Origin of the sequence: Marivita sp. S6314 (assembly GCF_023015985.1) — a bacterium.
Taxonomy (GTDB): Bacteria; Pseudomonadota; Alphaproteobacteria; order Rhodobacterales; family Rhodobacteraceae; genus Marivita.
Genome location: NZ_JALKAO010000008.1, coordinates 60,935 through 85,929 on the forward strand (window position 1 = coordinate 60,935; position 24,995 = coordinate 85,929).

30 protein-coding genes are annotated in these 24,995 nt (G+C 59.5%); 16 read left to right on the forward strand and 14 right to left on the reverse strand.

Annotated features, from left to right (window positions below; all coding sequences use genetic code 11):
- Positions 1–46: 46 nt before the first annotated feature.
- Together MWU54_RS17340 and MWU54_RS17345 are read left to right on the forward strand one after the other, a co-directional pair.
- Entirely contained in the window at positions 47–691 is a 645-nt protein-coding gene (locus MWU54_RS17340) for an RluA family pseudouridine synthase (protein ID WP_247086279.1), read from the forward strand.
- A 103-nt stretch (positions 692–794) separates the two neighbouring features.
- Positions 795–1,448, forward strand: a complete 654-nt coding sequence (locus MWU54_RS17345) for a peroxiredoxin (RefSeq protein ID WP_247086281.1) — start codon at positions 795–797, stop codon at positions 1,446–1,448.
- A 60-nt stretch (positions 1,449–1,508) separates the two neighbouring features.
- On the opposite strand, the gene MWU54_RS17350 is transcribed toward MWU54_RS17345, so the two are convergent.
- From MWU54_RS17350 to MWU54_RS17365, 4 genes are read right to left on the reverse strand one after another with little or no spacing between them, the layout of a single operon-like run.
- Positions 1,509–2,393: an OmpA family protein gene (locus MWU54_RS17350; RefSeq protein WP_247086283.1), complete on the reverse strand. Its 885-nt coding sequence runs from the start codon at positions 2,391–2,393 to the stop codon at positions 1,509–1,511.
- Between the two features lie 37 nt (positions 2,394–2,430).
- Positions 2,431–3,003 carry a peroxidase-related enzyme gene (locus MWU54_RS17355; protein WP_247086284.1) on the reverse strand — a complete coding sequence of 191 codons (573 nt, stop codon included), beginning with the start codon at positions 3,001–3,003 and terminating at the stop codon, positions 2,431–2,433.
- A complete protein-coding gene (locus MWU54_RS17360; protein ID WP_247086286.1) occupies positions 3,000–3,737 on the reverse strand; it encodes a GNAT family N-acetyltransferase in 738 nt (245 codons plus the stop codon). Before MWU54_RS17360 ends, MWU54_RS17355 begins: the two co-directional genes overlap by 4 nt.
- Complete coding sequence (locus MWU54_RS17365) at positions 3,734–4,456, reverse strand: molybdopterin-binding protein (RefSeq protein WP_247086288.1); 723 nt, start codon at positions 4,454–4,456, stop codon at positions 3,734–3,736. The genes MWU54_RS17360 and MWU54_RS17365 overlap by 4 nt, the downstream gene beginning before the upstream one ends.
- Positions 4,457–4,502: 46 nt before the next feature.
- Here MWU54_RS17365 and sfsA point away from each other — a divergent pair, with 46 nt between their 5' ends.
- The 6 genes from sfsA to MWU54_RS17395 all read left to right on the forward strand — a co-directional run bounded on the left by sfsA (position 4,503) and on the right by MWU54_RS17395 (position 9,778).
- Positions 4,503–5,219, forward strand: a complete 717-nt coding sequence (sfsA, locus tag MWU54_RS17370) for a DNA/RNA nuclease SfsA (RefSeq protein WP_247086290.1) — start codon at positions 4,503–4,505, stop codon at positions 5,217–5,219.
- 53 nt (positions 5,220–5,272) lie between these two features.
- Positions 5,273–6,103: a type I methionyl aminopeptidase gene (map, locus tag MWU54_RS17375; protein ID WP_247086293.1), complete on the forward strand. Its 831-nt coding sequence runs from the start codon at positions 5,273–5,275 to the stop codon at positions 6,101–6,103.
- Positions 6,104–6,117: 14 nt separating this feature from the next.
- Positions 6,118–6,789 carry a hypothetical protein gene (locus tag MWU54_RS17380; protein ID WP_247086295.1) on the forward strand — a complete coding sequence of 224 codons (672 nt, stop codon included), beginning with the start codon at positions 6,118–6,120 and terminating at the stop codon, positions 6,787–6,789.
- Positions 6,790–6,888: 99 nt separating this feature from the next.
- Positions 6,889–7,974 (forward strand): histidinol-phosphate transaminase, encoded by a 1,086-nt coding sequence (gene hisC / locus MWU54_RS17385; protein WP_247086297.1) that lies wholly within the window; start codon positions 6,889–6,891, stop codon positions 7,972–7,974.
- On the forward strand, positions 7,971–8,882 hold the full coding sequence (locus MWU54_RS17390) for a prephenate/arogenate dehydrogenase family protein (RefSeq protein ID WP_247086299.1): 912 nt from the start codon (positions 7,971–7,973) through the stop codon (positions 8,880–8,882). Before hisC ends, MWU54_RS17390 begins: the two co-directional genes overlap by 4 nt.
- A gap of 5 nt (positions 8,883–8,887) precedes the next feature.
- Positions 8,888–9,778 (forward strand): extensin family protein, encoded by an 891-nt coding sequence (locus tag MWU54_RS17395; RefSeq protein WP_247086301.1) that lies wholly within the window; start codon positions 8,888–8,890, stop codon positions 9,776–9,778.
- A gap of 2 nt (positions 9,779–9,780) precedes the next feature.
- Here MWU54_RS17395 and fliP read toward each other — a convergent pair whose 3' ends face one another.
- The 4 genes from fliP to fliF are packed head-to-tail and all read right to left on the reverse strand — an operon-like array spanning position 9,781 to position 13,011.
- Positions 9,781–10,509, reverse strand: coding sequence for a flagellar type III secretion system pore protein FliP (fliP, locus tag MWU54_RS17400; protein ID WP_247086302.1), 729 nt, complete (start codon positions 10,507–10,509; stop codon positions 9,781–9,783).
- Between the two features lie 3 nt (positions 10,510–10,512).
- Complete coding sequence (locus tag MWU54_RS17405) at positions 10,513–10,809, reverse strand: FliM/FliN family flagellar motor switch protein (RefSeq protein WP_247086304.1); 297 nt, start codon at positions 10,807–10,809, stop codon at positions 10,513–10,515.
- A complete protein-coding gene (locus MWU54_RS17410; RefSeq protein WP_247086306.1) occupies positions 10,802–11,404 on the reverse strand; it encodes an ABC transporter ATP-binding protein in 603 nt (200 codons plus the stop codon). The genes MWU54_RS17405 and MWU54_RS17410 overlap by 8 nt, the downstream gene beginning before the upstream one ends.
- Positions 11,401–13,011 (reverse strand): flagellar basal-body MS-ring/collar protein FliF, encoded by a 1,611-nt coding sequence (gene fliF / locus MWU54_RS17415; RefSeq protein WP_247086308.1) that lies wholly within the window; start codon positions 13,009–13,011, stop codon positions 11,401–11,403. The genes MWU54_RS17410 and fliF overlap by 4 nt, the downstream gene beginning before the upstream one ends.
- Positions 13,012–13,130: 119 nt before the next feature.
- On the opposite strand from fliF, the gene MWU54_RS17420 reads away from it, so the two are divergent.
- The 3 genes from MWU54_RS17420 to MWU54_RS17430 are packed head-to-tail and all read left to right on the forward strand — an operon-like array spanning position 13,131 to position 14,593.
- Positions 13,131–13,631, forward strand: a complete 501-nt coding sequence (locus MWU54_RS17420; protein ID WP_247086310.1) for a flagellar basal body-associated FliL family protein — start codon at positions 13,131–13,133, stop codon at positions 13,629–13,631.
- Between the two features lie 9 nt (positions 13,632–13,640).
- Positions 13,641–13,997 (forward strand): hypothetical protein, encoded by a 357-nt coding sequence (locus MWU54_RS17425; protein WP_247086312.1) that lies wholly within the window; start codon positions 13,641–13,643, stop codon positions 13,995–13,997.
- A gap of 50 nt (positions 13,998–14,047) precedes the next feature.
- On the forward strand, positions 14,048–14,593 hold the full coding sequence (locus MWU54_RS17430) for a hypothetical protein (protein WP_247086314.1): 546 nt from the start codon (positions 14,048–14,050) through the stop codon (positions 14,591–14,593).
- A gap of 49 nt (positions 14,594–14,642) precedes the next feature.
- Here MWU54_RS17430 and MWU54_RS17435 read toward each other — a convergent pair whose 3' ends face one another.
- The 6 genes from MWU54_RS17435 to MWU54_RS17460 form a co-directional block, all read right to left on the reverse strand.
- Complete coding sequence (locus MWU54_RS17435; protein WP_247086315.1) at positions 14,643–15,884, reverse strand: cytosine deaminase; 1,242 nt, start codon at positions 15,882–15,884, stop codon at positions 14,643–14,645.
- A gap of 1 nt (position 15,885) precedes the next feature.
- A complete protein-coding gene (locus tag MWU54_RS17440) occupies positions 15,886–16,932 on the reverse strand; it encodes an ABC transporter ATP-binding protein (RefSeq protein WP_247086337.1) in 1,047 nt (348 codons plus the stop codon).
- A gap of 5 nt (positions 16,933–16,937) precedes the next feature.
- Positions 16,938–17,717 (reverse strand): ABC transporter permease, encoded by a 780-nt coding sequence (locus MWU54_RS17445; protein ID WP_247086317.1) that lies wholly within the window; start codon positions 17,715–17,717, stop codon positions 16,938–16,940.
- A gap of 3 nt (positions 17,718–17,720) precedes the next feature.
- Complete coding sequence (locus MWU54_RS17450; RefSeq protein ID WP_247086319.1) at positions 17,721–18,563, reverse strand: ABC transporter permease; 843 nt, start codon at positions 18,561–18,563, stop codon at positions 17,721–17,723.
- 62 nt (positions 18,564–18,625) lie between these two features.
- Positions 18,626–19,753, reverse strand: a complete 1,128-nt coding sequence (locus tag MWU54_RS17455; RefSeq protein WP_247086321.1) for a spermidine/putrescine ABC transporter substrate-binding protein — start codon at positions 19,751–19,753, stop codon at positions 18,626–18,628.
- A gap of 129 nt (positions 19,754–19,882) precedes the next feature.
- Positions 19,883–20,761 carry a LysR family transcriptional regulator gene (locus MWU54_RS17460; RefSeq protein WP_247086323.1) on the reverse strand — a complete coding sequence of 293 codons (879 nt, stop codon included), beginning with the start codon at positions 20,759–20,761 and terminating at the stop codon, positions 19,883–19,885.
- A gap of 96 nt (positions 20,762–20,857) precedes the next feature.
- Here MWU54_RS17460 and MWU54_RS17465 point away from each other — a divergent pair, with 96 nt between their 5' ends.
- From MWU54_RS17465 to MWU54_RS17485, 5 genes are all read left to right on the forward strand, one after another.
- A complete protein-coding gene (locus MWU54_RS17465) occupies positions 20,858–21,604 on the forward strand; it encodes a BtpA/SgcQ family protein (protein WP_247086325.1) in 747 nt (248 codons plus the stop codon).
- The gene (locus MWU54_RS17470) at positions 21,601–22,257 is read left to right on the forward strand and encodes a phosphoribosyltransferase family protein (protein WP_247086327.1); all 657 of its coding nucleotides are present in this window, start codon (positions 21,601–21,603) and stop codon (positions 22,255–22,257) included. Before MWU54_RS17465 ends, MWU54_RS17470 begins: the two co-directional genes overlap by 4 nt.
- Positions 22,258–22,560: 303 nt before the next feature.
- Positions 22,561–23,430, forward strand: coding sequence for a bifunctional allantoicase/(S)-ureidoglycine aminohydrolase (locus MWU54_RS17475; RefSeq protein WP_247086329.1), 870 nt, complete (start codon positions 22,561–22,563; stop codon positions 23,428–23,430).
- A 432-nt stretch (positions 23,431–23,862) separates the two neighbouring features.
- Positions 23,863–24,831 (forward strand): beta-hydroxyaspartate dehydratase BhcB, encoded by a 969-nt coding sequence (gene bhcB / locus MWU54_RS17480; protein WP_247086331.1) that lies wholly within the window; start codon positions 23,863–23,865, stop codon positions 24,829–24,831.
- The coding region (locus tag MWU54_RS17485; RefSeq protein WP_247086333.1) for a hypothetical protein at positions 24,816–24,995 on the forward strand (180 nt) is incomplete at its 3' end. The genes bhcB and MWU54_RS17485, both read left to right, overlap by 16 nt.

Genomic DNA, 24,995 nt, shown 5'->3' on the forward strand with positions numbered 1-24,995 from the left:
GCCGTGGCGCTTGTTTCGCTGTGGCAAGCTGCGTAAGACCGGGTGGATGACAGACTATGCTCCGCCCGATACGCCGCTCGACATCCTGCACGAGGATCACGAGATCCTGGCGGTCAACAAACCGGCCGGATTGCTGTCCGTACCCGGCAAAGGGCCAGAGCTGGCAGATTGCCTGATCACCCGTCTTCAGGCTGTCTACCCCCAGGTTCTGCTGGTGCATCGGTTGGATCGGGACACATCGGGCGTGATGATCTTTGCCCTGACCCCACATGCCCAGCGCCATCTGGGCCTGCAATTTGAAAAGCGCCAGACCAAGAAAACCTACGTCGCGCGCGTTGCCGGGCGGGTCACCCCGAAAACCGGAACCATCGATCTGCCGCTGATTGTCGACTGGCCCAATCGCCCCTTACAGAAGGTCGATCACGAGACAGGCAAGCCTGCCGTCACCGATTGGCGGGTGCTCAAAGCCAACGACACCGAAAGCCGCGTTCAGTTATTTCCACAAACCGGGCGCAGCCATCAGTTGCGGGTCCACATGCTGTCACTGGGCCATCCGATCCTTGGGGATCCGCTCTATGCGCCGGACACCGCAGCGCACCATCCACGGATGATGTTGCATGCCGAAGAGCTGCGCCTGCGCCATCCCGATGGCGGTGTCGGCACCCGGTTCCGCATAAAAGCACCCTTCTGAGGTGCATGCATTTGCCGCATAGGGGCTTGCCGGGACAAGGGGATGTAACCCCTGCCGCTATTGCTTACATATCCATTGACCACAGTAATAAAGGAGGTGTCTCATGGCACTGCGCATCAACGACGAAATTCCGAACCTGACGGTTGAAACAGACCACGGATCGATGAATTTGCATGATTGGATTGGCGATAGCTGGGCGATCCTGTTTTCGCATCCAAAGGACTTTACGCCGGTCTGCACCACGGAATTCAGTGCAGTGGCGCAATTGGCCGACGAATGGGAAAGGCGCGGCACCAAGGTGATGGGCATTTCCGTCGATGGCGTCGAGGACCACAAGAAGTGGAAAGGCGACATTGAAAGCTATGGCGGTGCCAAGGCCGGCTTTCCGATCATCGCTGATGACGATCTGACCGTGGCCAAGGCGTTCGACATGCTGCCTGCCGAATATGCGCTGCCGGACGGTCGCACCCCGGCAGACAGCGCCACGGTGCGCGTGGTGTTTATCATTGGCCCCGACAAAAAGCTGAAGCTGTCGATGACCTACCCGATGACCGTTGGCCGTAACTTTGCCGAAGTACTGCGCGCGCTGGACGCGTTGCAGACATCCGCCAAGGAAAACGTCGCAACACCGGCCAACTGGACCGTTGGCGAAGATGTCATTGTTCCGACATCGGTCAGCGATGACGACGCGATTGCCAAATACGGGTCGATCGAAACCGTGCTGCCGTATTTGCGCAAGGCCAAGCTGCCCGCATAAGCGTCACACCCCAAAGCAAGATGCGCGGCCGACCCGGTCGCGCATCCCACACGGTGCAGGTTATTGGACCGAAATCAAAACCGCCTCGACGCGCCGGTTTGCCTCCCGGCCCTCTGGTGTCAGGTTGCTGGCACGGGGCGATAGAAAGCCAACACCATCTGCGGCCACTTGCGCGGCCGCAACACCGCGCTGGACCACGTAGGCTCGGGCCGCGTCTGCCCGACGCCGCGACAGCGCCACGTTGCCTGCCAGCGATCCAGTGGCATCGGTATGCCCGACAAAGGTGATCTCGCGGTTCGGGTTGGCCCGCAGATACGCGACGATTGCATCCAGTGACGCGAGATTTCCGTCCCCGAGGGACGATGACCCGCTGGCAAATTCGAGATCTGACAACACCGCGTGACCAGCACTTTCCAACTGGGCGATGATATCGCCAGATGCCGCCGAAACCGGGCGCGCCGCGTTGGCTGTGACCGAGACCGCTGATCGTCCCGGCGGGCCAACCTCGATCAGTTGCACAAAGATGATATCGCCATCGCGGCTGACCAAAAGGCTCAGCGCGCGGGTGGCATCGGGGGCTTTTGCGGATAGGAAATGATAGTCGGTCAGATCGACATACATATTCGGCGCTTTCAGCACGTCTGTCCCAAAGCGGAAATCGAACCCACCGCAACTGCGGGCAGTGCATTCGAAGATGATGTCGTACTGACCTGCCAGCAATTGATCCCGCAACGGGCCGATCACCTGACCCGTCGTGATGCCAAGACCGGTGATGCGCCACGCCTTGCGCACCACTTCGCCTTGCAACCGTGCGACGGGCACGCCAACATCCGGGGTCCAGGTGCCGATGGGCAAAGCATAGCTTGCGTTATCAGACCGCTCGGCCACCGTTTCGCGTGCGCCCAGGGGCAGAGACAGGTCAACCGGCCATGCCGCCGTTGCCACGACGCAAACCGCAGCAGAAAAAAGCCAGACGCGCCGGTCAGCGCGCCTGCGCGTGATAGGCATCGTTTGGCCGCATATCGGTGGCGCTGGCCACGCGGTTCGTCATATTGAAGAAACCTGCAACATTCACGATGTCCCAGATGTCACGGTCGGAAAAGCCTGCATCCCGCAGCGCTTCGCGGTCAAACTCGGCGATTTCCGCGCTGGTTTTCGTGACCTTTTCCACGAAAGCAAGCATCGCGCGGTGACGGTGTTCAAGGTCGGCCACGCGCCAGTTCATCACAAGCATTTCGCCCAGCTTGGGATCACCGGACAGCTCTCGCACAGCCGCGCCGTGGGCGGTCAGACAGTAGAAACACTTGTTGATCGAACTGACGACCACCGCGATCATCTCGCGTTCCAGTTTGCTCAGCCCGCTGCCCGCCAGCATCAGGTCATTATACATCGCGGTGAACGCGTTGAGCTTGTCGATATCGAAAGCATAGGCTTTCAGAACATTCGGGACCATGCCCAGCTTGTCCTGACAAACGTCGAAATATTTCTGCGTTTCAGGGGGCAGCGGATCTGCCATCGGCAGGTTCAATGCTGTCGGAAGGGTGTCTTTGGTCATTCAGGTTCGCTCGGTTTGGGCAAAATGCGGTAGTGGTACTGTCCCACAACCGTCATGCCGAGGGAAGCGTAGAGACCATTTGCGCCGTCATTGGCCCTTGTGCACAGAACGCTCATCCAGTTTGCGCCCTGGCCTTTGGCCCAGAACGCGGCCTGCCGCATCATCCAGACGCCCAATCCCTTGCGCCGATGGTGGGGGACGATCTCAAGCGCATGTACCATCGCGATGCCGTCATGGATCGCGCAGAATCCGGCCCCGGCGGGTTTGTCATTGATCCGGCCAAGAAGCCCGGTCTTGGGCCCATCCGCCCGCTCCATCACCGCGATGCGCGCGTCACCGATGCCGCCGGCGGCCCAGATGTCGCGCATGATGGCAAGCGGTTCCCAGATGGCAAAGGCGGTAACGCGCGGCACGGGCACAGTGGTCAATGCCTCAACCGGACAGGCCCAAAGGTTGACAGGATCAATGATCTCATACCCCCGCCCGGCCAATGCGGTGTCCAGCGCGTCTTCGCCTTCGCGGATCATGAACAGGGGCGTCTGCCCCAGCATCCGCATCGCGGTTTCCGCAGCCGACAGATCATCCTCGCGCCAATCCCCTTGCGCGGTGGCGGCACTGACCCGTTTGCCCCCGCCCGCCCCGGTGCGCAGGATCCAGGGGCCTGCCGGGGTGTGATCTGCGGGGGGCCAGGTGGCCTCGGTCACCGCGTAAAGGGTTTCGACGTCTGGCATCATGCGCGGAACACATCCGACAGGCGCTTCATCACCGCATCGACCTGCGCGCCATCGCTGCCCCGGACCACGACGTTCGACCCGAACGCGCCGTTGTGTTGGAACGGATAGGACCCGATGGATATGTCGGGGAACTCTTCGGCAATGATGGCCAATGGTCCGGCGATGTCCCCTTCCCCGCGTTCAACACGCAAAGTCTGTGACAACACCGGTGCGCCACCGGTCAACGTGGGAAGCACGCTTGCGACCATGGCCTGGAACACCGACGGCACACCGGCCATGACATGCACGTTTTCAATCGAGAATCCCGGCGCAATCGACACCGGGTTTTCGATCAAGGTTGCCCCATCGGGGATTCGCGCCATCCGTTTGCGCGCATCGTTAAACTCGATCTCGCGGCTGTCGTAATAGGCCTGAAGCAAAGCCCGTGCGTCCTCGCGCACGTCGATGCCGACGCCAAAGGCGGCTGCCACACAATCTGCCGTGATGTCATCATGCGTGGGACCGATCCCGCCAGAGGTGATGACTGTACCATAGCTGCTGCGAAACGCATCAAGCGCGGACACGATGGCGTCGCGCGTGTCACTGACAATCCGGACTTCGCACAGGTTGATCCCAACCTTCGTCAGCTCTTGCGCCAGATAGTGCATGTTTGCGTCGCGGGTGCGACCGGACAGGATTTCGTCGCCGATCACAAGCATGGCCGCGGTTGGGTTTGGCATGCGGTGCCTCCTTGATCCCTTGTTTTCACAGGTATAGGCGGGGGCCATGCGCTTTCAAACCCCTCTTGTTCCGGGCAGGTTGATCAAACGCTACAAACGCTTTCTTGCGGATGTGGCCTTGTCCGATGGCCGCGAAATCACCGCTCACTGTGCCAATCCCGGCTCTATGATGGGACTGGCCGAACCGGGCATGCGTGTGTGGCTTGAGCCGAATGACGACCCAAAGAAAAAACTCAAGTTCGGATGGCGGCTGGTGGAACACGATACGGGCCATTTCACCGGGGTCGACACCAGCGTTCCGAACCGGATGCTGCGGACCGCACTGGAGCACAAACAGGTGCCGGGTCTGGATGACTTTGACACGTTGCGCGCCGAAGTGCCCTACGGCGAGAAAAGCCGGATTGATTTCTTGCTGAGTGCGGCGGGGCGGCCTGACACCTATGTTGAGGTCAAATCCGTGACGCTGTCGCGGCAGGCCGGTCTGGCTGAATTTCCCGACAGCGTGACCGCACGTGGCACAAAACACCTGGCAGAGCTTACCGAGATGGTCCGCCTCGGCCATCGCGCGGTGATGTTGTACCTCGTCCAGCGTACGGATTGTTCGGACATGTCGCTGGCCGCGGATATCGACCCGACCTATGCGCGCGCCTGGCACACGGCCACACAGGCGGGTGTTGAAACCATCGCAATGGGGTGCCAAATCACTCCGGAAGAAGTGACGCTTGGCAAACCGGTACAAATGATCGCGCCTGACAAAGCTTAGCATCGCAAGTCTGGCAAAGTGACTTTTTCGAAGGTACATGTCCGGAAACGCGAATGGGAGTTTCTCTCGTGAACAAAGACGCTGGTGGTCGCCTGACCCGAGAAGGAATTCGTCTATACGAATCCACTGATTTTGCCGGAATGCACAAAGCCGGAGAACTGGCTGCGCGCATTCTTGACGAGGTCGCAGATCTTGTCTTCGTCGGCCAAACCACCGGCGCACTGGATGATTTCATCCGCAACCGCGTGGAAGAGGCTGGCGCGACCTCGGCCACGATCGGGTACAAAGGCTACCAGCACGCCAGCTGCATCAGCGTCAACCACGTGGTCTGCCACGGGATTCCCGGCGACAAGAAGTTGAAGGATGGCGACATCCTGAACATTGATGTCACCGTCATTGTCGATGGCTGGTTCGGAGACACAAGCCGGATGTACGTGGCGGGCAAGCTCAGCCGTAAGGCAGAGCGCCTGATCCAGGTCACCCATGACGCGCTGTTCAAAGGCATCGAAGCCGCGAAACCCGGCAACACGTTCGGTGATATCGGACACGCGATCCAAAGCTTTGTCGAAGCGAACCGCATGTCCGTGGTGCGGGATTTCTGTGGTCACGGGCTGGGCCGGGTGTTCCACGCGCCGCCCAATGTTCTGCACTATGGCCGTGCCGGAACTGGTCCGCGACTTGAGGAAGGGATGTTCTTTACCATCGAACCGATGGTCAACCTGGGCCGCCCGGAAACCAAGGTTCTTGCCGATGATTGGACGGCCGTCACCCGCGACAAATCGCTGTCCGCGCAGTTCGAGCATTCGATTGGGATCACTGCAAATGGCTGCGATATCTTCACGCTGTCGCCCGCGGACCGGTTTCATCCAACCTATAGCGACTAGGCCTCGCCGTGATCATGGCGCAGGACAAGACCCGCATCCTGACAATCGGCTCCAGTTGCATCAACCGATTCCAGTTCGAGTTTTTCCAGGCGCGCCATCCTGACACCAAACCGTGCTTCACGAAATCGGTGTTTGACTGGAACATCACATCGTTGGTCGCCACGGAAACTGTACTGCGGCTTGCCGTGGCGCGGGATCTTGCCCGCGTCATTCAGGATCGGGATCTGTTCACCGTGGAATGGAACCGCCTGATCTTCAATTCCGACTTGCCGGGGTTCTGTTTCTACCACGAAAAAGACATCGCCGCGCAGTTTCACGAACCGGGCCAGATGGACCTGTTGCTCAGCAAGCTGAAGCATCAGACAGCGCCCTTTCTCCGCCCCGCGTTTGACGGGTGTACGCATCTGGTCTGGTCCAACATTCAGCCCAATCTGCCGGAAACGGTCAGCGGGTTCATGGACTGGGACACGTTTGTCCTGACCCGCAACCGGTATGCGACGATCAAGTCTCTCGCGGCTGAACTCTTTGGCTTGCAGACGCAGTTCACCTTTTTCTGCAATGCCGACGATCTGGACCCGGACCTGTCAACGGCGGATGACGTTCATGTCATGGATCTGCCACGCGGCGACACATATCGCGGTGATCCGGACCTGTACGACGCACGATTGCTGGACATCCTTGCTTAACTGCCGCGCCCAGCCCGATATCCGACTGAGACTGAGCGTCTTTGTCGCTTTCCCTTATGCGCCTGCCCCGCTAAACCCAGAGGCAGTTCGGAGGCTCAGATGACACAGATCACACCCCAACCCGGAATCATGGATATTGCGCTCTATGTTGGCGGCAAATCTCATATCGACGGCGTGTCCAATGTGGTCAAACTCAGTTCGAACGAAAACCCGTTTGGACCCAGCCCTCTGGCACAAGACGCCGTGCGGCGCGCGGTGCTGGAGCTGCACCGATATCCATCGACCGACCACGCGAGCCTGCGCAGCGCGATTGCTGATGTACACGGGCTGAACGCGGATCAGATCATCTGCGGTGTGGGCTCGGACGAGATCATCACCTTCCTGTGTCAGGCCTATGCCGGGCCGGGTGACGAGGTCATTCACACCGAACACGGGTTTGCCCTGTACAAGATCTGCACGCTCGCCGCCGGTGCAACCCCGGTCGAAGTGCCCGAGCACGAACGCGTCACCGATGTCGATGCGATCCTTGCGGCCTGCACGGACAAGACGAAGCTTGTCTTTATCGCCAATCCGAACAACCCCACCGGCACGATGATCGGTCTGGCAGAGGTGGAACGGCTGGCCGAAAACCTCCCGCCGCAGGCCTTGCTGGTTCTGGACGGGGCCTATGCCGAATTCATCGAAGGCTATGACGGTGGGGCCGGGCTGGTCCATGCGCGCGACAACGTCGTGATGACGCGCACGTTCTCCAAAATCTACGGCCTTGGCGGTTTGCGCATCGGTTGGGGCTATGCCCCCAAGCCGGTGATTGACGTGCTGAACCGCATTCGGGGGCCGTTCAACCTGTCTGGGGCCGCGTTGGCTGCCGCCGAAGCCTCGGTCCGCGACACTGCTTATGTCGAAAAATGCCGGCTTGAAAACACCCGGCTGCGGGCCTGGCTTGCAGAAGCGCTGGCCGGTCATGGTGTGCCATCCGACACGTCGATGGCCAATTTTGTGCTGGCCCGCTTCGCCGATGAGACCGAAGCAGAAGCCTGCAACACCTATCTGCAGAAACAGGGCCTGATCGTGCGCCAGGTGGGATCCTACAATCTGCCCCACGCGCTTCGGATCACCGTCGGAGACGAGGCCAGCTGCCGCCGCGTGGCGCACGCGATTGGTCAGTTCAAGGCAGGTGAGCGATGACGCAGATCTACAACCGCGTGGCGCTGATCGGTCTTGGCCTGATTGCGTCGTCGATGTTCTGGTCGATGAAACGCGGCGGGCTTGCCGACCACGTCACCGGCTTCGCCCGCAGTGCCAAAACCCGCGACACCGCGCGCCGCATCGGTCTGTGTGACACGGTCTGCGACACGGTCGAGGACGCTGTGAAAGACGCCGACCTCATTGTGCTGGCTGTTCCGGTTGGCGTGATGGCGCAGGTCGCGGCCCAGATTGCGGATCATCTCAAACCGGGCGCCACCGTCACCGATGTCGGCTCGGTCAAGCGTCAGGTGATCGAAGATGTCGGCCCGCATATCCCGAAGGGCGTGCATTTCGTGCCGGGGCATCCCCTTGCCGGGACAGAGCATTCCGGACCGGAGTCCGGGTTTGCCACCCTGTTCGACAACCGCTGGTGCCTGATCGTGCCCACCGAAGGCAGCGATCCTGACGCGGTCGACACCTTGCAGCGCTTCTGGCGCGGGCTGGGGTCGAACGTGGAAACGATGGAGCCCGATCACCACGATCTGGTGCTCGCCGTCACCTCGCATTGTCCGCACCTGATTGCCTACACGATGGTTGGCGTGGCGGATGATCTGCGGCGCGTGACCGACAGCGAGGTGATCAAGTATTCCGCCGCCGGGTTCCGGGATTTCACAAGGATCGCGGCCTCTGATCCGACCATGTGGCGCGATGTCTTCCTGACGAACAAGGACGCAACGCTCGAAATTCTGGGGCGGTTCACCGAAGAACTGTTTGCGCTTCAGCGTGCCATACGGCAGGGGGATGGTGATTTCTTGCACGACTATTTCACGCGCACCCGCGCCATCCGACGCGGGATCATCGAAGCCGGGCAGGACACGGCAGCGCCGAACTTTGGCAGATCAGGGTAAGTATCATGCGGGTAACGAGTGTTTTGGTTTGTGCATTCCTGAGTTTGGCCGCGTTGGCCTCTGCTGGCCCGGACACGTCTGTGCGCCCGGTGGCACGGGCCGAAGCCACTCCGGTTGCAGGTCCCGATCTGTCGTCGGTCCGTCCTGTGGCCCGACCGACCGTGCTCGAACCCGTTCTAGTCAGCCAGTTGGAACAACAGTTCCAGCGCGAGAACAATCCCAACTATCGTGCTGATCCCGTGGGTATCACCTTCGCGCGCGCCCGTGCCTTTGCAGGCTTGTCCCCACAGGCCACGGATCTATCACTCCGCCCGTTTGTGCGGCCGGACGAGGTGGTGCGCAAGGCGATGGCACAACGCCGCGAACGCGCGCGCGGGGCCGTGTGCAGCGATCCGGATATCCAGGGCGAAACCGTCGGAATAGTGCCCGGGCGGATCTCGGGATGCGGCGTTCAGAACGCGGTGCGCGTGCGCTCGGTCTCGGGCATCGCGCTGAGCCAGAAGGCGGTGATGGATTGCTCAACGGCCAAGGCTCTGAAGCGCTGGGTCAATCAAGGGATGAAACCGGCGGTCGGCAGTTTTGGTGGCGGCGTGCGTCAGATCAAGGTCGCGGCGCACTACGCCTGCCGCACCCGGAACAATCAGCCGGGGGCCCGGATCAGCGAACATGGCAAGGGGCGCGCAATCGATATTTCCGGGTTCACCCTGAAGGACGGTCGCAAGATCACGTTGTTGCAAGGCTGGGGCCAACGCACAACCGGCGCGATCCTGCGTGACATGCACCGCCGCGCCTGTGGCATCTTCGGAACCGTACTTGGGCCGGAATCGAACCGCTGGCACCGCGATCATTTCCACTTCGACACCGCGCGCTATCGCAGCGGATCCTATTGTCGCTGAAGCTACTGATAGGATCGCACCAGGCTTTCCGCGACTAGTGACCAGCCATTCGCCACCACAAAAAACGCCAGCTTGAATGGCAGCGACACGATGGCGGGCGGCACCATCATCATCCCCATCGACATCAGAACGGCCGCGACAACAAGATCAATGATCAGGAACGGCAGAAACAACAGAAAGCCGACCTGAAACGCCCGCGCCAGTTCCGACAATAAGAAAGTCGAGATCAGAATCGACAGCGGCGTGTCCGCGCTGGGTTCCGACAATTCAAGATCACTTCGAATTCGGGCGATGGTCGCGAACGTATCGAGATCAACCTGCGCCGCCATGAACACGCGAAAGGGTTCGAACCCACGTCGAAACCCTTCTTCGGTACTGATCTCCTCATCAAGAAGCGGTTGGATCCCTTGCTCCCACGAGGCCAGCAACACTGGTTCCATCACAAAGAACGTCAGAAACAGCGCAACGCTGACCATCAACATATTCGGCGGTGATTGCTGCAATCCGATGGCCTGCCGCAGGATCGACATGACGGTGACCATGAACGGAAAACACGTCACCGTGACAACGATCCCCGGCGCAATGCTCAACACCGTCAGCAATGCAATCAGTTGGACCGTTGTCGCGGCAATCGAGCCACCGTCGCCAAAATCCAGCGACAGGCTTTGCGCCTGTGCCGTGGTTGTGCCCGCGATCAACACGCACAGGCAAAGCACAAAACATCGCGTCATCGCTCATGTACTCGTCGCGCCGAAGTCATTGACCTCGACCAACCGCACGCTCAACTGCCCGTGTTTTTCGCCGGTTTCCGTGATTTCCAGAACACCGGACCCGATCAGGCGATCCCCGACATAAAGGTCAACCGGATCTTCGACACGCTTGTCCAGAAGCAGGACAGAGCCTTCCTCCAGCAACAGCAAATCCCGTACCAAGGGTCGCGCGCGCCCAACCGAGACGGTGATTTCAATCGGTACGGTTGTGAAAGCCGCATCTTTGGCCTGCGATGTCGCCGCCGGATCAGGGTTAGGCATGAGCTCGGTCCTTCGATTGGTCAAACAGGACGGCATGAACCGCCTCTCCGATCTGCTCTGCCACACCCTTCAGGTCGACAGAGACCTCCTTTGCGCCAAGCCGCAGCTCAGCCTGTCCTTCCGCCACGGTCTCGACTTCGTTTACCGTGATCGGCAGGCCGCTGGCCGCTTCGGCAACCAGTTGTGACACCTGCTCTCCAGCCCCCGGTGCAACCGCGATCTCGATGCCCACTGCCCCGGTGTCACGCGCCAATTGCGACAACTGGTCCGAGATATGCGCCCCCAATGTCTCTCGTGCGAGCGATGGCAGCATCTTTTCAAGGATCTCGTTGAACAGCGGCGTGAGGTTGGACAGGATCTGCACATGCGCTTCGTGATAGGTGAACGACAGATCCTGAAGTGCCTGGGCAAACCCGTCGGTCAGGTTCGCACTATCCTCAAGCTTGGCCTTGATCGCATCGTCCCAACCGGCACGATACCCCTTGTCAAAGGCCTCCAGCCGCTCGGTTTCCAGCAATTCATCGGAAAAATTTGCCTGAGAAACAGCCCCCGGCGGCGTGCCGAAATCCTCTAGAAACATCGCCATGCCCGTCATCGTGCCCCTCCTGTCTTTGGATCATCCAGCCAGCTGCGCAACACCTCGACCGTTTCCGACCGGCGTTCTTCGATCAGGTTTTTAAGCCGATTGACCGCATCTTCCGTCGACGGCACCTGACCGGGGTCGGCCGATTGTAGTTCCGCCAGCACTGGCAGAGAAACATCGGGGCCGTCAGGCTCGATCGTTCCTGTCAGCACGGGCGTCGCCGCAGGCGTGTCCACGTCCGAAGCCGTCAAGGCGGGTACCGATGCGGCGGCTGGTGCCTTGTTCGACAACAGCAATGGCCTGAGAACAAAAAGACCAAGCACCAAGGTGACGATTGCCAGCACCGCCATTTGAACCAGTGTCATCGCATCAAGACTTGCCGCATACCAAGGTGCTGCCGCTGGTGGTGTCCCAAGCAGTGGGGCGACCTCAAGCGGCATGGACCGCAGCGTGATCACATCCCCCCGGGCCTCGTCATACCCCACGGCTGACGCAACCAGATCCCGCAGCGCATCGATTTCGGTATCCGGCATCGGCACAAAACTGTCGTTGCCTTGCGCATCGGTGACGATCTCTCCGTTCAGGAGCACGGCAACTGTCAGCCGCTTGATGGCACCCGGTGCCTTGATCAGTTCCCGCGTGGTTTGCGAGACCTCGTAATTCAGCCTCTCGCGCGTTTCAGAGCTTTGCGAGGTTTCTGTTTCTGACGTATTCGCGTCCCCATCCGGCAGGTTCGACGCAACAGAGACCGCACCGGATCCGGCGTTTTCGGATTGATCGGTGCGTTCCTCGGTGTCCGAGCTGATCACGATCCGACTGCTGGGATCAAACCGTTTCTCGGTGATGGATTCCGTGTCGGTTATGGCGTCAAGGCTGACCTCTACAACCGCGTTTCCACGTCCGACGCGCGCCTCGATCAAGCGCAGAACTTTCTCGCGCAGCTGCTCTGTCCGTTCGAATTCATTTCCGACACCGGGCATCGCGTTATCACCCGGCAACAAACCCGCTTGAGCGTCAACGATTGAAACGCTGTCTGGAGACAGCCCAGCCACGGCGGACGCAACCAGATGACGGAACGCCTGTGCCTGTGCCGCGTTCACAACGCCGGACCGCCCCGTGACATAGACAGATGCGCTGGACATCAGGTCCCGCCGAAACGGGTTGTCGCTGCCGGTGGCAATGTGAACCCGCGCCGTAGCGATGTCAGGCGAAGACACGATCGTGCGCGCCAGTTCACCTTCTTTTGCCCGCAGATAGGTTGCGTCGAACATCTGCGATGTCGTGCCGAATCCGGTCAGGGAATCGAGCAGTTCGTAGCCTTGGCTTCCGCTTGCGGGCAGCCCTTCGCTGGCGAGCGTCAATCGCAGCTGATCCCGTTGCGCCGCATCGACAAACACGGACGCGCCGCGCACGTCATAAGCAACACCGCTTTGCTGCAGGTTCTGGACCACTTCACCAGCTGCCGCAGGATCCAACCCTGAATATAGCAACGTCAACCTGGGTTGTGTCGCCAGCCGCGACATCCCCAGAATTGCCACGAAGATCGCGAGCGTCGCGCCAATAACAATGGCTTTCCGAGCCATCGACATGCTGCGCCAGATCGGCAGAAGTTGCTGCACCAGTACCCTCCAAACCCAAAACATTCTGTTTCGTTGAAGCCGTTATGGCGCGTGCGTGTTAACAATCGGTTAGTGGCTGTCGGCTAAACGGTCTGTGCACTCTAATGATGAGACACCGCATGGCCGATAGTGAAATTCCGGTTGACGATCCAGCTGCTGAAAAGGACGGCAAGTCTTCAAAACTTGTGCCGATCCTCTCAGTAGTGTTGTGTCTTGTTGGGATTGGTGCCGGCTATTTCGCGGTTTCAACGGGCCTGATTCCTTTGGCGAAAGGACCGCAAAGCGCACAGGCAACGCAGGAAAAACCGGCAGAGTTGCCGGATGTGGCCTTTGTCGAAATCCCGACATTGATCGTGACCCTGCCTCCGGGCGCGGCGAACACGCATCTTCGTTTCTCAGGCCAGATCGAGGTGCGGCCGGAGTATCGAGAGGATATCGAATTCCTGATGCCGCGCATTCAGGACTTTCTGAACGGATATCTGCGCGCCTTGTCGGCAGAAGATGTCGAAGGTCAGGGGGCGCTGTTTCGCATCCGCGTTCAGATGTTCCGACGCATTGTGGCCATCGTCGGGCTGGGCAAGGTCAACAACCTTCTGGTGACAGAATTTATCCTGAATTGAGGACGTTAGATGGATCTAATTGCAGATATCTTACTGGTCGCCGGTGCCTTGGGCGCGGGACTGTACTGTTTCGTACTTTCCCGGCGTTTGACCCGGTTCACTGACCTGGAAAATGGGGTCGGCGCGGCGGTTGCGGTTTTGTCGTCGCAAGTGACCGAACTTCAGTCGGCCTTGGAAGATGCACGCAAGACGGCCAATCATTCCAGCGACACTCTGGAGGCCGTCACGGAACGCGCAGAACAGGCGTCCAAGAAGCTCGAGATCATGGTTGCAGCCTTGCACGACGTTCCTTCGGAGCCCCCTCCTCCTGCGCCACCGCCTCCGTCTGAGCCTGTCTTCTCGCGCCATTCAGGAGAATTGCGATGACCACGACACAAAAAAAACCAGCGAAGAGACAGAAAAAGAACACGCTTGCGATGATCGGCACACTGCTTCTGCTGTCCGCCGGTCTTCGCATTGCCACGGATGCAAGCGCGGTCATCGCCAGTGAAGGGCTTGAGACATCAAAGCACAATCTGGCAGAGCTTTCACCGAATACAGATCTGGCGCGTCCGCAGGATATGGAAGTCGTGCTTGAGGCGCTCAAGGACCGTGAAACGCAGGTCAGCGAACGAGAGGAGCAAATGGCCCTGCGTGAAAAGGAAATCGAACAGGCAGAACGCGCCATAGAGGCTGAACTCGAAAAACTTGAACAGGCTGAAGAAAATCTGCGGCGCACGATCACTTTGGCGTCCGAAGCGGCGGAGAAAGATGTCGCACAGCTCACCAGCGTCTATTCGGATATGAAGCCCAAACAGGCCGCCGCGTTGTTCGAACAAATGGATCCGGGCTTTGCAGCAGGTTTTCTCGCACGTATGCCGTCAGACAGCGCCGCCCGCATCATGGCCGGGATGTCACCCGAACAGGCCTATATCGTGAGCATCGAACTTGCCGGGCGAAACGCCGACATTCCCATGGAGTAGGTTGGTCCGGCAGCGCGTGAAGCGATGGGCACCACAGCCGTCAAACTGATCAGAATGCCACTGACAGGTCTGTTTTGGCAGGTTCGGTCCGTGACACGACGCGGCCGTTTGAAACCACCGTCAATCGGGCTGGTCGCAGGCGCAAAGCGTCAATGGGGTCGGAGGCGTCCAGCACCACCAGACTGCCCCGCTTTCCGGGTTCCAACCCAAAGTCGATCCCCATGATCTGCGCGGGCTTTTCCGTCACCATTCCGAACGCCACGCGCATGTCATCCGGCGCGGTCATATGCGCCACGTGCAGCCCCATATGTGCGACATCCAACATGTCTCCGGACCCAAGCGGATACCATGGATCGCGCACGCAATCCTGACCAAAGGCCACGGTCACACCCGCTGCAAGCAATTCGGGAACCCGCGTCATACCGCGCCGCTTGGGGTAACTGTCCATCCGCCCCTGCAGTGTGATATTGATCAGGGGGTTGGGAATGGCTGACACCTGCGCCTCGGCAATCAGCGGCAAAAGCTTTGCAACGTAGTAATTGTCCATCGAATGCATCGACGTCAGGTGCGATCCGGTGGTTCGGCCCTGCAACCCACAACGGATCGTCTCTGCCGCCAAGGTCTCAATATGCCGGCTCAGCGGATCGTCGCTTTCGTCACAATGCAGATCCACCATCAGTCCGCGCTCTGCCGCCAGTTCACAGGCAGCCCGCACAGCCGCGGTTCCATCAGCCATCGTGCGTTCAAAATGCGGAATGCCACCAACGACGTCGACACCCGCATCCAGCGCCCGGACGACGCTGGCTTCCGCCCCTTCGGCGCGATACCACCCGTCTTGCGGGAAGGCGACCAATTGCAGATCCAGCACGTCCCGAACCAGATCCCGCACTTCGAGCAACGCATCAACCGTCCGGAAATTCGCGTCGGTGACATCCACATGACTGCGAATGGCCAGGATGCCTTTGCCGACCGCCTGCCGACAATAGTCCAGCGCTCGGGCGATGATGTCGTCGCGGGTTTGCACCTGCTTCAAGTCACCCCAAAGGGCGATGCCTTCAAGCAACGTCCCAGAGCGATTGACACGCGGGGTTCCGTAGCTCTGCGTGGCATCCATATGGAAATGCGCGTCTACAAACGGGGCTGTTACAAGCCTGCCCGTGGCGTCAATCACCTCTGCCGCGTCGGCCGTGATGCCAACGTCTACCGCATCAATCCTGCCGTCAGAGATCGCGATATCGGCCTTTTGCCCATCGGGTAACGTGCCGTTCTTGACCAGCAGATCAAACGCCATCTCAGCCCGCGATCACATGTGCGGCGTCCGGTGCCCAGCTCAACCAGAACATTTTCCCGGGCTCCGGCTGAAGCGTGGCGAGCTGGCTTTCTGTCACCTGTGCCTTCAATTCTTCGCCCCCCTCGCCTTCGAAATAGCAGATGATGCCGGTTCCCGCGAATTCCTCGGAAACAAATTCGGCAGCAATTGCGGCATCCGTCGGGGCGGTGGCGTGAATTTGCATCCTGTCGGCAGCAACAACAATCTCGACCGGGCCATCGGGCGCGCCGGGCAGCGCGAAATCAGATCCGTCAATCGTGATGATGTCGCCGTGCACGACACCTTCCAGGATGTTGTTGCGCCCCACGAATTCGGCCACAAACCGGTTCTGCGGTGCCCGGAAAATCTCTTGCGGTTTGCCGATCTGCGCAATCTCACCCTGCCCCATGATCACAACCCGGTCCGCCATCGCAAAGGCTTCGGATTGGGAATGGGTCACGTAGACAAAGGTGATCCCAAGCTCTTTTTGCAGCTTTGTCAGCACCCCCTGCATCCGGATCACCAGATGCGCATCCAGCGCCGAAAGCGGTTCATCCAGCAACAGCATCTGCGGTTCGGTGACAAGCGACCGGGCCAGCGCGACACGCTGTCTCTGGCCCCCGGACAATTCGTCAATGCGTCGGTTTTCGAACCCTTTGAGCCCCATCCGGTCCAGCCATTGCAACGCACGCGTGCGCCGTTCATCCGGGGCAACACCGCGCATTTTCAGGCCAAATTCGACATTCTCGGTCACGTTCAGGAATGGGAACAGCGCAAGCGATTGCCAGACCAGCGGCGTGTCCCGATCGTGCACGGGTACATCGTTCATTTCCTGACCATCAATCGTGATGGTGCCCGATGACGGTGCTTCAAGCCCCGCCAGCATCCGCAGCGTTGTGGTCTTGCCGCATCCGGACGGCCCCATGATGGCCACGAATTCGCCGCGCCCGATCTCCAGGTTCAGCTCTTTCACAGCCTTGAACGCGCCGAAGCTTTTTTTGACGTCCTTAAAGGTCACAAGAGGCGTCATATTCGTCATGATGAAGTCTTTCTGAGAATGAGCAGCTGCGCCAGGATCACCAGCGTCATGGATGTCAGGAAAACAACGGTCCCGATCGCGTTGATTTGCGGGTCCACGTTGCCTTGCAGGATTTCCAGGATCATCACCGGCACCGTTTTGTTAAGGCCCGACACGAACCAGGCAACGATGAATTCATCAAAGCTGACCGCCGCCGTCAGGCAGTAGGCCGAGATGATCGCAGGCGCGCAGAACGGGATGACCACGGTGCGCATGGCCCGCCAGGGCGATGCACCCAGGTTCCAGGCCGCAGCCTCGAGCGCGCTGTCCATCTGCTGCAGGCGCAGGCGGCAGATCGCCATCGCAAAAGGTGCGCCCATGACGGTGTGCGCGATGATGATGCCCGGCAACGTGCCCGACAGCCCCAGTCGCGCGAGCCACGCGAGCATGGCAAGCCCAAGAATAACCAGCGGGATGGTTGGCGGCAGCAGCGCCAAGGCCAGATAGGCGTTCTTGAACCGGAACCCGTAGCGGAAATCGGTATAGGCGGTGGCAAAGCCCAAGGCTGTGGAAAAGACAGCCGCTGATGCCGCCACGATCAGCGAATTGCGAAACGCGGTCCAAACCTCGGGCCGCGAGAACGCGGTTTCATACCAATGTGTCGTGAACTCGCCCAGTGGAACGGTTGGAAACCGGTCCGAGTTGAACGAGAACACCATGCTGGTGACGATGGGGGCAAAGACGAACGCGAACAGCGCCGCCACATAGACCCAGGAAATCGCAGAACCGATCCGCATGTCTTAAGACCTTTTCCGATACGCGGCGGCAACCGCGGCGAACGCCACAACAAACAATGTGGCAATCATCATGACCGCAACCACAGCCGCACGCGGCCATTGCTGACCGGACTTGGTGGTGTCCACGATCAGGATCGACAATGTCGGCGGGTTCGATCCGCCAAGATAGAAAGGGCTGACAAAGTCGCCGAACGACAGGATGAAGGCAAAGACAAACCCGATGATCAGTCCGACCTTAGCCGCCGGAACAATCACACGCAGCAATGTTTCGCGCGGATTTGCACCCAGATTGCGCGCCGCTTCGATCAGCGATTTGTCGATCGCCGCAAGGCTGAAGGTCTGCAAGATCACCACCAAAGGCAGCACCAGCGTCATGTACCCCACCATCGCGCCAAAGCCGGAGTTCAGCATCGTGAAGGGTCCAAGGCCAAGAAACCCGATGATCGCATTCAGCGGCCCGCTTTCGGCCAACAGAACCTGCCAGGCGTAGATGCGCACCAGATACGAGGTGAAAAACGGCACGATCAAAAAGAACACCGCCCAGCGTCTGACCGTATCAGAGGCCCGGAAGGCCAGTGCGAAAGAGGCAGGAAAGGCAAGCACGCTGGCCAGAATGGCGGCCAGTGTCGCGCGCCAGAAGGTGACGAAATAGGCGTTCCAGAAATAATCCCGGCTAAGCATCCGGTCCCAATTGTTGAAGACGAAGTCCGGCTCCATCCGGTAGTTCCGGACCAGCCAGAACGACATCGCCACCATCAGCAACAGCGGTCCGACAAAGAACAGACCTTGCCAAAGGATCAATGGCAGCCGCCAGGCGTATTCATATAGGGACGTTTTCTTGGCCATTCCGCGCCTCTTAAACAGTCACGCGCACCACGGATGCGGTGCGCGTGTTTTTGGATGACGCATTAAGCGGTTTTGTATTCTGACCAGAAGTCGTTCCAGTCTTCCAGCGACTGCTGCTGCGGAATATCGCGGAAGAAGACCCGCTGTTCTTCCAAAAGCCGGATCGGGCTTTGCGCATGACCTTCGATCAGGCCCGAACGCTCGGCTTCGGCCGGGTTGGCTTCCTGAATGGCTTTCCAACCGGATTTCGTCGGCGACAGCGCCGGATAGGCCGCCATCTGGATCGACCGCAATTGGCCGCGCGGGCTCAGCATGTACTGGATGAACTTGTTGACCAGTTCCTGCTTGGTCGATCCTTTGCCGATCGAATAGCTTTCGGTGAACTGGATGCCGCCTTCCTGCGGGATCACGCTCGCCACCGGGGCACCGTCTTTCTGAAGAACGCCGGTGATCCAGTCGCCGATGCCACACATCGCCAGCATTTCGCCGTTTTTGAGCGACGAGAACGTGCCGCCGTAGTCAAAGTATCCGCCCACCTGGGGTTTCAGGCTCAGGGTCTTTTCCTGCACGGCCTCCCAGGCATCTTCGGAAATATCAAACGGCGACGGGTTGCGGTTGCCCATGAGCAGGGACATCTGGCCCATATTCGGCAGGTGCCAGTCGAAATGGCCAACCTTGCCGGTCACTTTCGGGTTCCAGAACGCGTTGTAGCTCATGGCTTCTTCGGCGGTCAGTGCATCCGTATTGTACGACACCCCAAGCAGGCCAAAGCGCACCATGACGGACCACAGCTGGTCATCCGTCCAATGCCCCGGAAACTTCTGGTAGGCGGAATAGAAGTCATCGAACGGGAACAGCGACGCGTCCATTTCCTCGATATATCCGGCGGCGTTCAGCTGCTGCACGAATTCGGCATCCGACAGGATGATGTCATAGGTGCCCGGAGGCGATTGCGCGATCAGCGCCAGCATGTTGTCGCCACCCGCGTAATACTTCGGCACGAACTTGACATTGTTTTCGGCTTCGAACTCTTCAACAACGTCCGGTTCAGCGTGACCGTACCATGCCAGCATGTTAATCGTGACCGGATCAGCCGCCCACGCCCGGTTGACCATCGGTGCGCTCAGAGCCGCGCCTGCGGCGCTTGCCAGCAACCCGCGACGGGTCAGTGTAATCTTGGAATGGGACATGGGACCTCCTTGTCATTGCCACATCGGTACACCCTGCGGGACAGGGATCACCCTTCTTTTTTTAATCACCGTAGCCGCAACTTTGCGCGCATGGGAAATTTCCAGTTGGTATGCAGGCATTAAGATTATTTATGAAAGGTCCGGTTTGTCGTTTTTTTGGATATGATCAAGCAAGGTTTGCGCCAAGGCATGGCCCGCATCCCCCAGCACAGCATGTTTGTAAAACAGGCCAATACTCATGGGCGCCATGCGCGGATATCCTTCCTCTTCGCGTGCGATCCGCATTCCCGGAAGCATGGTCGCTGGCGTCAACGCCGTGGCCCCCAGCCCTGCCAACACCGCCGCCTGCAGCCCTTCGACATCACGGGACACAAGCATCGTGCGCCACCCGCGCCCGGCCATGCGCAAGGCATTGCGCATCCGCGTGGCGTACTCGCAGGGGTCCGGGTGACGGATAATGGGCAGGGGATCGCGCGGGTTCACGGTGAAATCATCTTTGATCACCCAAAGCGGTTCAACATCGGTCGATTCCACCAGATACGGAACCTCGCGGTCGGGCAAAACCGCGACGCTGATATCAAGCTGATCATTGGCCAGAGCCGCGCGCAGATCAGTCGACACCATGCTTTCGATCTCGATGCGCACATCCGCGTGACGCGCTGCAAAGTCGGAAATCGCTTCGAGCAGAATGCTATGGGCAAAGTCGGTGGGCACGCCGACGCGAATCCACCCTTCGAGCGCCGAATCCGCGAAATGCGCGATGATATCGTCATTCAGGCGCAACAGCTGACGCGCATAAGGCCCCAGCGCCACGCCATCATCGGTCAACCTGAACTGACGGCCAGACGTGCGGATCAGTTTGGTTTGCAGCAATTCTTCAAGCCGCTTGATCTGAAGACTGACCGCCGGTTGCGTGCGTCCAAGCGCCTGCGCGGCGCGGGTGAACCCGCCAAGGTCAACAACGGTGACAAAACTGCGAAGCAAATCGGTTGGAATATTCTTGGGCATTCTTTCATCATCAAAATTTATGAATGCATATCAACTATCAATTTTCGAAATTTGAATCTTGTGTCTACGGTCTGTGTCAAAGCACGGAGGCCAGGCGTGACCCGCACCGAATTCTTAGAACGATTGAAGAAACCTGAACCCGCGGTCACGCCAGTGATCCACGTTGTGGACACGGCACAGGCGTTGCGCAATCTGGACATCGCGGATGCCGCCGGGTGCCCCGGGGCGTTCCTGATCAACCACGATTTCCCCAAGGAACAGTTCCTGCCCATCCTAAAAGAGGTGCGCGCAGCACGGCCCGATCTCTGGATCGGCATCAACTTTCTCGATCAGCCGGGCAACATCGCGTTTCCGATCCTGGGGCAACTTGCCAAAGACGGTGTGCGGATCGACGCCTATTGGGCCGATGACGCGCGGATTGATGAGCGCGAAGCCGTCCAGACCGAGGCAGACGAAATCGAACAAATCCGCAAGGACAGCGGCTGGAACGGAGTTTATCTCGGCGGTGTCGCGTTCAAGAAACAACGCCCGGTGGAAGAAGATCAATACACCACAGCCGCCCAGGCCTCGATGCCCTATCTGGACGTTGTCACCACCTCGGGCATTGCGACCGGGCACGAGGCAGACCTGAGCAAAATCGAAACCTTCCGCGCCGCTGTCGGCGGTCACCCACTGGCCCTTGCGTCCGGGATCACCCCCGAAAACGCGGCAAATTACTGTGGGTTGATCAACTGCTTTCTGGTGGCGACGGGCATCAACTACGAGGGCGATTTCTACAATATCGACCCCAAACGACTGGATGCCCTTCTGGATGTCACACGCAACTATGGAGATTCACAATGACTGACCTCAAAGGCCCTCGCGACGATCGCTGGTATCTGTCCCTGATGTCGCCCAACACAAAGGGCCCGCAGTTTGCATGGCTCGACCCGACCTCGATCTACATCAACTCGACCGCGTTCGACGACCTGTTGGACGACCTGCTGGCGGAACTTGACGCAGATAAGATCGACGTTGTGGCTGGTCTCGATGCCATGGGCTTCGTGCTCGGCGCGGCGCTGGGTGCGCGGCTTGGCCGGGGCTTCCTGCCGATCCGCAAGGCCGGCAAGCTCTGCGTTGATACCGACAAAGTCAGCTATGGCAACTATTCCGGCCGCACCCAGGACATGGAAATGCGCAGCCCGGCCTTTGGCAAAGGCACCCGCGTTCTGCTGGTGGATCAGTGGGTCGAAACCGGTGGCACGATGGACGGCGCGATTCGGTTGGTCGAACGTCAGGGCGGCAGCGTCGCCGGAATGGTGGCCATCGCGATGGAAGAGAACGAAAACACCGCCGCATATCGCAAATCCTACCCGGTGGTCACCGCCGTGGTTCAGGGATCGCGCTGGCAGACCGAATGCAACGCGCAGCGCCTGTCGAGCTTTGACACCTACCGCGCCGAGCGGACCTTCCCGACCGCAGGCCGCACCGCAGCCCCGGCGCCGGCAACCACCTGACTCCATCACCGCGCCAGCGGACCCTTCCCAGCGCTGCGCGACTGATCTGCAAACGCCCAAGCCACGCCATGTGCGCTTGGGCGTTTTCTTTATCGGCTAGCCGGAAAGCCGAATGTCGGGGCAAGGCGCAAACCGTTAAGGCAAACTCTGATGTCCCTTTCTCGGCATCGCTTTGCTTTCAGCCAAACTCTAAAATTCGGATCATTTTCAATAATTTCCGAAGAGTGCTGTAGGTCTTTCTTGGGTGGCTGGACACACATCTCAGCACCATATTGCCGGTAACTCACATCTGGCGGAGCGGACATGTCACAGAAGTACTTTGCACCCCACGGCGGCCATCCCGGACAAACGCAACTCCTGACGGACCGTGCGATTTTCACCGACGCCTATGCAGTCATCCCGAAGGGCACGATGCGGGATATCGTGACCAGTTTTCTGCCCTTCTGGGAGAAGACCCGCCTGTGGGTCATCGCCCGCCCCCTGACCGGCTTTGCCGAAACCTTTTCGCAATACATCATGGAAGTGTCGCCCGGCGGTGGCTCTGACACGCCTGAAATGGACCCCGAGGCCGAGGGCGTTCTTTTTGTCGTCGAGGGGAACGCGACGCTGACCATCGCGGGAACCGTTCACAACATGTCCGAGGGCGGGTACGCCTATATCCCGCCGGGGTCTGATTGGTCCTTGCACAACACAAGCGAAACCATGCTGCGCTTTCACTGGATCCGCAAAGCCTACGAAGCTGTCCCCGGCCTGCCTGCGCCGGATCCGATTGTCACCAACGAGCAGGACATCACACCAACCGAAATGCCCGACACCGACGGCAAATGGGCGACCACCCGGTTCGTCGATCCCACCGATCTGCGGCACGACATGCATGTCACCATCGTGACGTTTGAACCCGGCGGCGTGATCCCGTTCCTTGAAACACATGTGATGGAACACGGGCTGTATGTCCTCGAAGGCAAGGCGGTCTACAACCTGAACAACGACTGGGTCGAGGTCGAGGCAGGCGACTACATGTGGCTGCGCGCGTTCTGCCCGCAAGCCTGCTACGCAGGGGGCCCGGGGCGCTTCCGCTATTTGCTCTACAAGGACGTCAACCGCCACATGGCCCTGCGCGTGGGCGCGAGCGCAACACGGCCCTCGGCGTCGTTCAAGGCAGCCGCAGAATAGATCTTTGCCCAAGCGCACCCACCCGCACCTGAGTCGCCTGTCAAGTGCAACTCAGGTGCAGGACCGCCGCATGGAACGGGCCGATCTGCCGCAAATAATGTGAACGCACCTTGGGTTTATGAAAACCGCATTCACGATATGAAAAATTCAAGCTTCTGATATCGTGTAATTTTTTCACCCTCGCCTGCCAATTAGGGGGCAGATGCGAAAATCTGTTGACAGGTGTCAAAGCACAGTAAAGTGCAACCGAACCCAACGGGAACGACCGGAACACGCCGCCCCGTTTCGCCTGCAGGGTCCAACAGACATATCCGACGCCACGCGTCCGGCCCGCTGCGTGCCAACCAAACGCACAGGCCGTGCGGCGGCGACCCGGAGTTTTTAATCGTCACGGGCGTTGCGGCCCGTCAAACGTTGAAGAGGACAGAACAGATGGATCTTCCCACATATCAGGACATGCTGGACGCGCATGAACGCATCAAGCCCCACATCAACCGTACGCCGGTTCTGCAATCTGCGTATCTGAATGAACTGGCAGGTGCCGAGCTGTTCTTCAAATGCGAGAACTTTCAGGAACCGGGTGCCTTCAAGGTGCGTGGGGCCACCAATGCGGTGTTTGGTCTGAGCGAAGAACAAGCCGCCAAAGGTGTGGCGACGCATTCTTCCGGCAACCACGCGTCCTGCCTGAGCTATGCCGCGATGCGCCGGGGCATTCCCTGCAACGTGGTCATGCCGCACACCGCCCCGCAGGCCAAGAAAGACACGGTGCGGCGATACGGTGGCAAGATCACCGAATGCGAACCCTCCACCACCTCGCGCGAGGCGACCTTTGCCAAGGTGCAGGAAGAAACCGGCGGGGATTTCGTGCACCCTTACAATGACCCGCGCGTGATCGCCGGTCAGGGCACCTGCTCCAAGGAATTCGTTGAACAGATGGAAGAGATCGGCGGCGAGGCGCTCGACATGATGGTCGCGCCAATCGGCGGCGGCGGCATGATTTCGGGCACCTGTCTGACCCTGTCCACGCTGGCCCCCGAGATCAAGATCATTGCGGCCGAACCCGAACAGGCCGACGACGCCTATCGCAGCTTCAAGGCGGGGCATATCATTGCGGACGACGCGCCAGAAACCATCGCCGATGGCCTCAAGGTACCACTCAAGGACCGCACCTGGCATTTCGTGTCAAACCACGTGTCCGACATCATGACGGCGTCCGAGGAAGAAATCATCGACGCGATGAAGATCACGTGGAAATACCTGCGGATCGTGATGGAACCCTCCTGCGCGGTGCCTTTGGCGGTGATCCTCAAGAACAAGGACGCCTTTGCCGGCAAACGGGTCGGCGTCATCGTCACCGGCGGCAATGTGGACCTCGACAAACTGCCGTGGATGGCCCGCTAGGAACATCCGGCAACCGGACCTGCGGTGATGCAGCGGGTCCGAAATTCACCCCATCTTTGTTTCTGGGGTTTTGTGAAGGCAAACGGAGAGACGCGATGAAAGATCTGAGTTATTTCGAGGACTATGAGGTTGGCTTTGACATTCCGGCGAAGCCCGGGATGGAT

Bases quoted from the DNA above. Each gene is read 5' to 3' on its own strand.
- fliP (WP_247086302.1), bottom strand. From the start codon at position 10,509: ATGACGCGATGTTTTGTGCTTTGCCTGTGCGTGTTGATCGCGGGCACA.
- MWU54_RS17410 (WP_247086306.1), bottom strand. From the start codon at position 11,404: ATGACGGGCATGGCGATGTTTCTAGAGGATTTCGGCACGCCGCCGGGG.
- MWU54_RS17365 (WP_247086288.1), bottom strand. From the start codon at position 4,456: ATGCCAAACCCAACCGCGGCCATGCTTGTGATCGGCGACGAAATCCTG.
- MWU54_RS17360 (WP_247086286.1), bottom strand. From the start codon at position 3,737: ATGATGCCAGACGTCGAAACCCTTTACGCGGTGACCGAGGCCACCTGG.
- MWU54_RS17470 (WP_247086327.1), top strand. From the start codon at position 21,601: ATGACTGACCTCAAAGGCCCTCGCGACGATCGCTGGTATCTGTCCCTG.
- MWU54_RS17440 (WP_247086337.1), bottom strand. From the start codon at position 16,932: ATGACGCCTCTTGTGACCTTTAAGGACGTCAAAAAAAGCTTCGGCGCG.
- MWU54_RS17445 (WP_247086317.1), bottom strand. From the start codon at position 17,717: ATGCGGATCGGTTCTGCGATTTCCTGGGTCTATGTGGCGGCGCTGTTC.
- MWU54_RS17450 (WP_247086319.1), bottom strand. From the start codon at position 18,563: ATGGCCAAGAAAACGTCCCTATATGAATACGCCTGGCGGCTGCCATTG.
- bhcB (WP_247086331.1), top strand. From the start codon at position 23,863: ATGGATCTTCCCACATATCAGGACATGCTGGACGCGCATGAACGCATC.
- MWU54_RS17420 (WP_247086310.1), top strand. From the start codon at position 13,131: ATGGCCGATAGTGAAATTCCGGTTGACGATCCAGCTGCTGAAAAGGAC.
- MWU54_RS17380 (WP_247086295.1), top strand. From the start codon at position 6,118: ATGGCGCAGGACAAGACCCGCATCCTGACAATCGGCTCCAGTTGCATC.
- MWU54_RS17395 (WP_247086301.1), top strand. From the start codon at position 8,888: ATGCGGGTAACGAGTGTTTTGGTTTGTGCATTCCTGAGTTTGGCCGCG.
- MWU54_RS17405 (WP_247086304.1), bottom strand. From the start codon at position 10,809: ATGCCTAACCCTGATCCGGCGGCGACATCGCAGGCCAAAGATGCGGCT.
- MWU54_RS17455 (WP_247086321.1), bottom strand. From the start codon at position 19,753: ATGTCCCATTCCAAGATTACACTGACCCGTCGCGGGTTGCTGGCAAGC.
- map (WP_247086293.1), top strand. From the start codon at position 5,273: ATGGGAGTTTCTCTCGTGAACAAAGACGCTGGTGGTCGCCTGACCCGA.
- MWU54_RS17355 (WP_247086284.1), bottom strand. From the start codon at position 3,003: ATGACCAAAGACACCCTTCCGACAGCATTGAACCTGCCGATGGCAGAT.
- MWU54_RS17340 (WP_247086279.1), top strand. From the start codon at position 47: ATGACAGACTATGCTCCGCCCGATACGCCGCTCGACATCCTGCACGAG.
- MWU54_RS17425 (WP_247086312.1), top strand. From the start codon at position 13,641: ATGGATCTAATTGCAGATATCTTACTGGTCGCCGGTGCCTTGGGCGCG.
- MWU54_RS17345 (WP_247086281.1), top strand. From the start codon at position 795: ATGGCACTGCGCATCAACGACGAAATTCCGAACCTGACGGTTGAAACA.
- MWU54_RS17430 (WP_247086314.1), top strand. From the start codon at position 14,048: ATGATCGGCACACTGCTTCTGCTGTCCGCCGGTCTTCGCATTGCCACG.
- MWU54_RS17390 (WP_247086299.1), top strand. From the start codon at position 7,971: ATGACGCAGATCTACAACCGCGTGGCGCTGATCGGTCTTGGCCTGATT.
- hisC (WP_247086297.1), top strand. From the start codon at position 6,889: ATGACACAGATCACACCCCAACCCGGAATCATGGATATTGCGCTCTAT.
- MWU54_RS17460 (WP_247086323.1), bottom strand. From the start codon at position 20,761: ATGCCCAAGAATATTCCAACCGATTTGCTTCGCAGTTTTGTCACCGTT.
- MWU54_RS17435 (WP_247086315.1), bottom strand. From the start codon at position 15,884: ATGGCGTTTGATCTGCTGGTCAAGAACGGCACGTTACCCGATGGGCAA.
- MWU54_RS17475 (WP_247086329.1), top strand. From the start codon at position 22,561: ATGTCACAGAAGTACTTTGCACCCCACGGCGGCCATCCCGGACAAACG.
- sfsA (WP_247086290.1), top strand. From the start codon at position 4,503: ATGCGCTTTCAAACCCCTCTTGTTCCGGGCAGGTTGATCAAACGCTAC.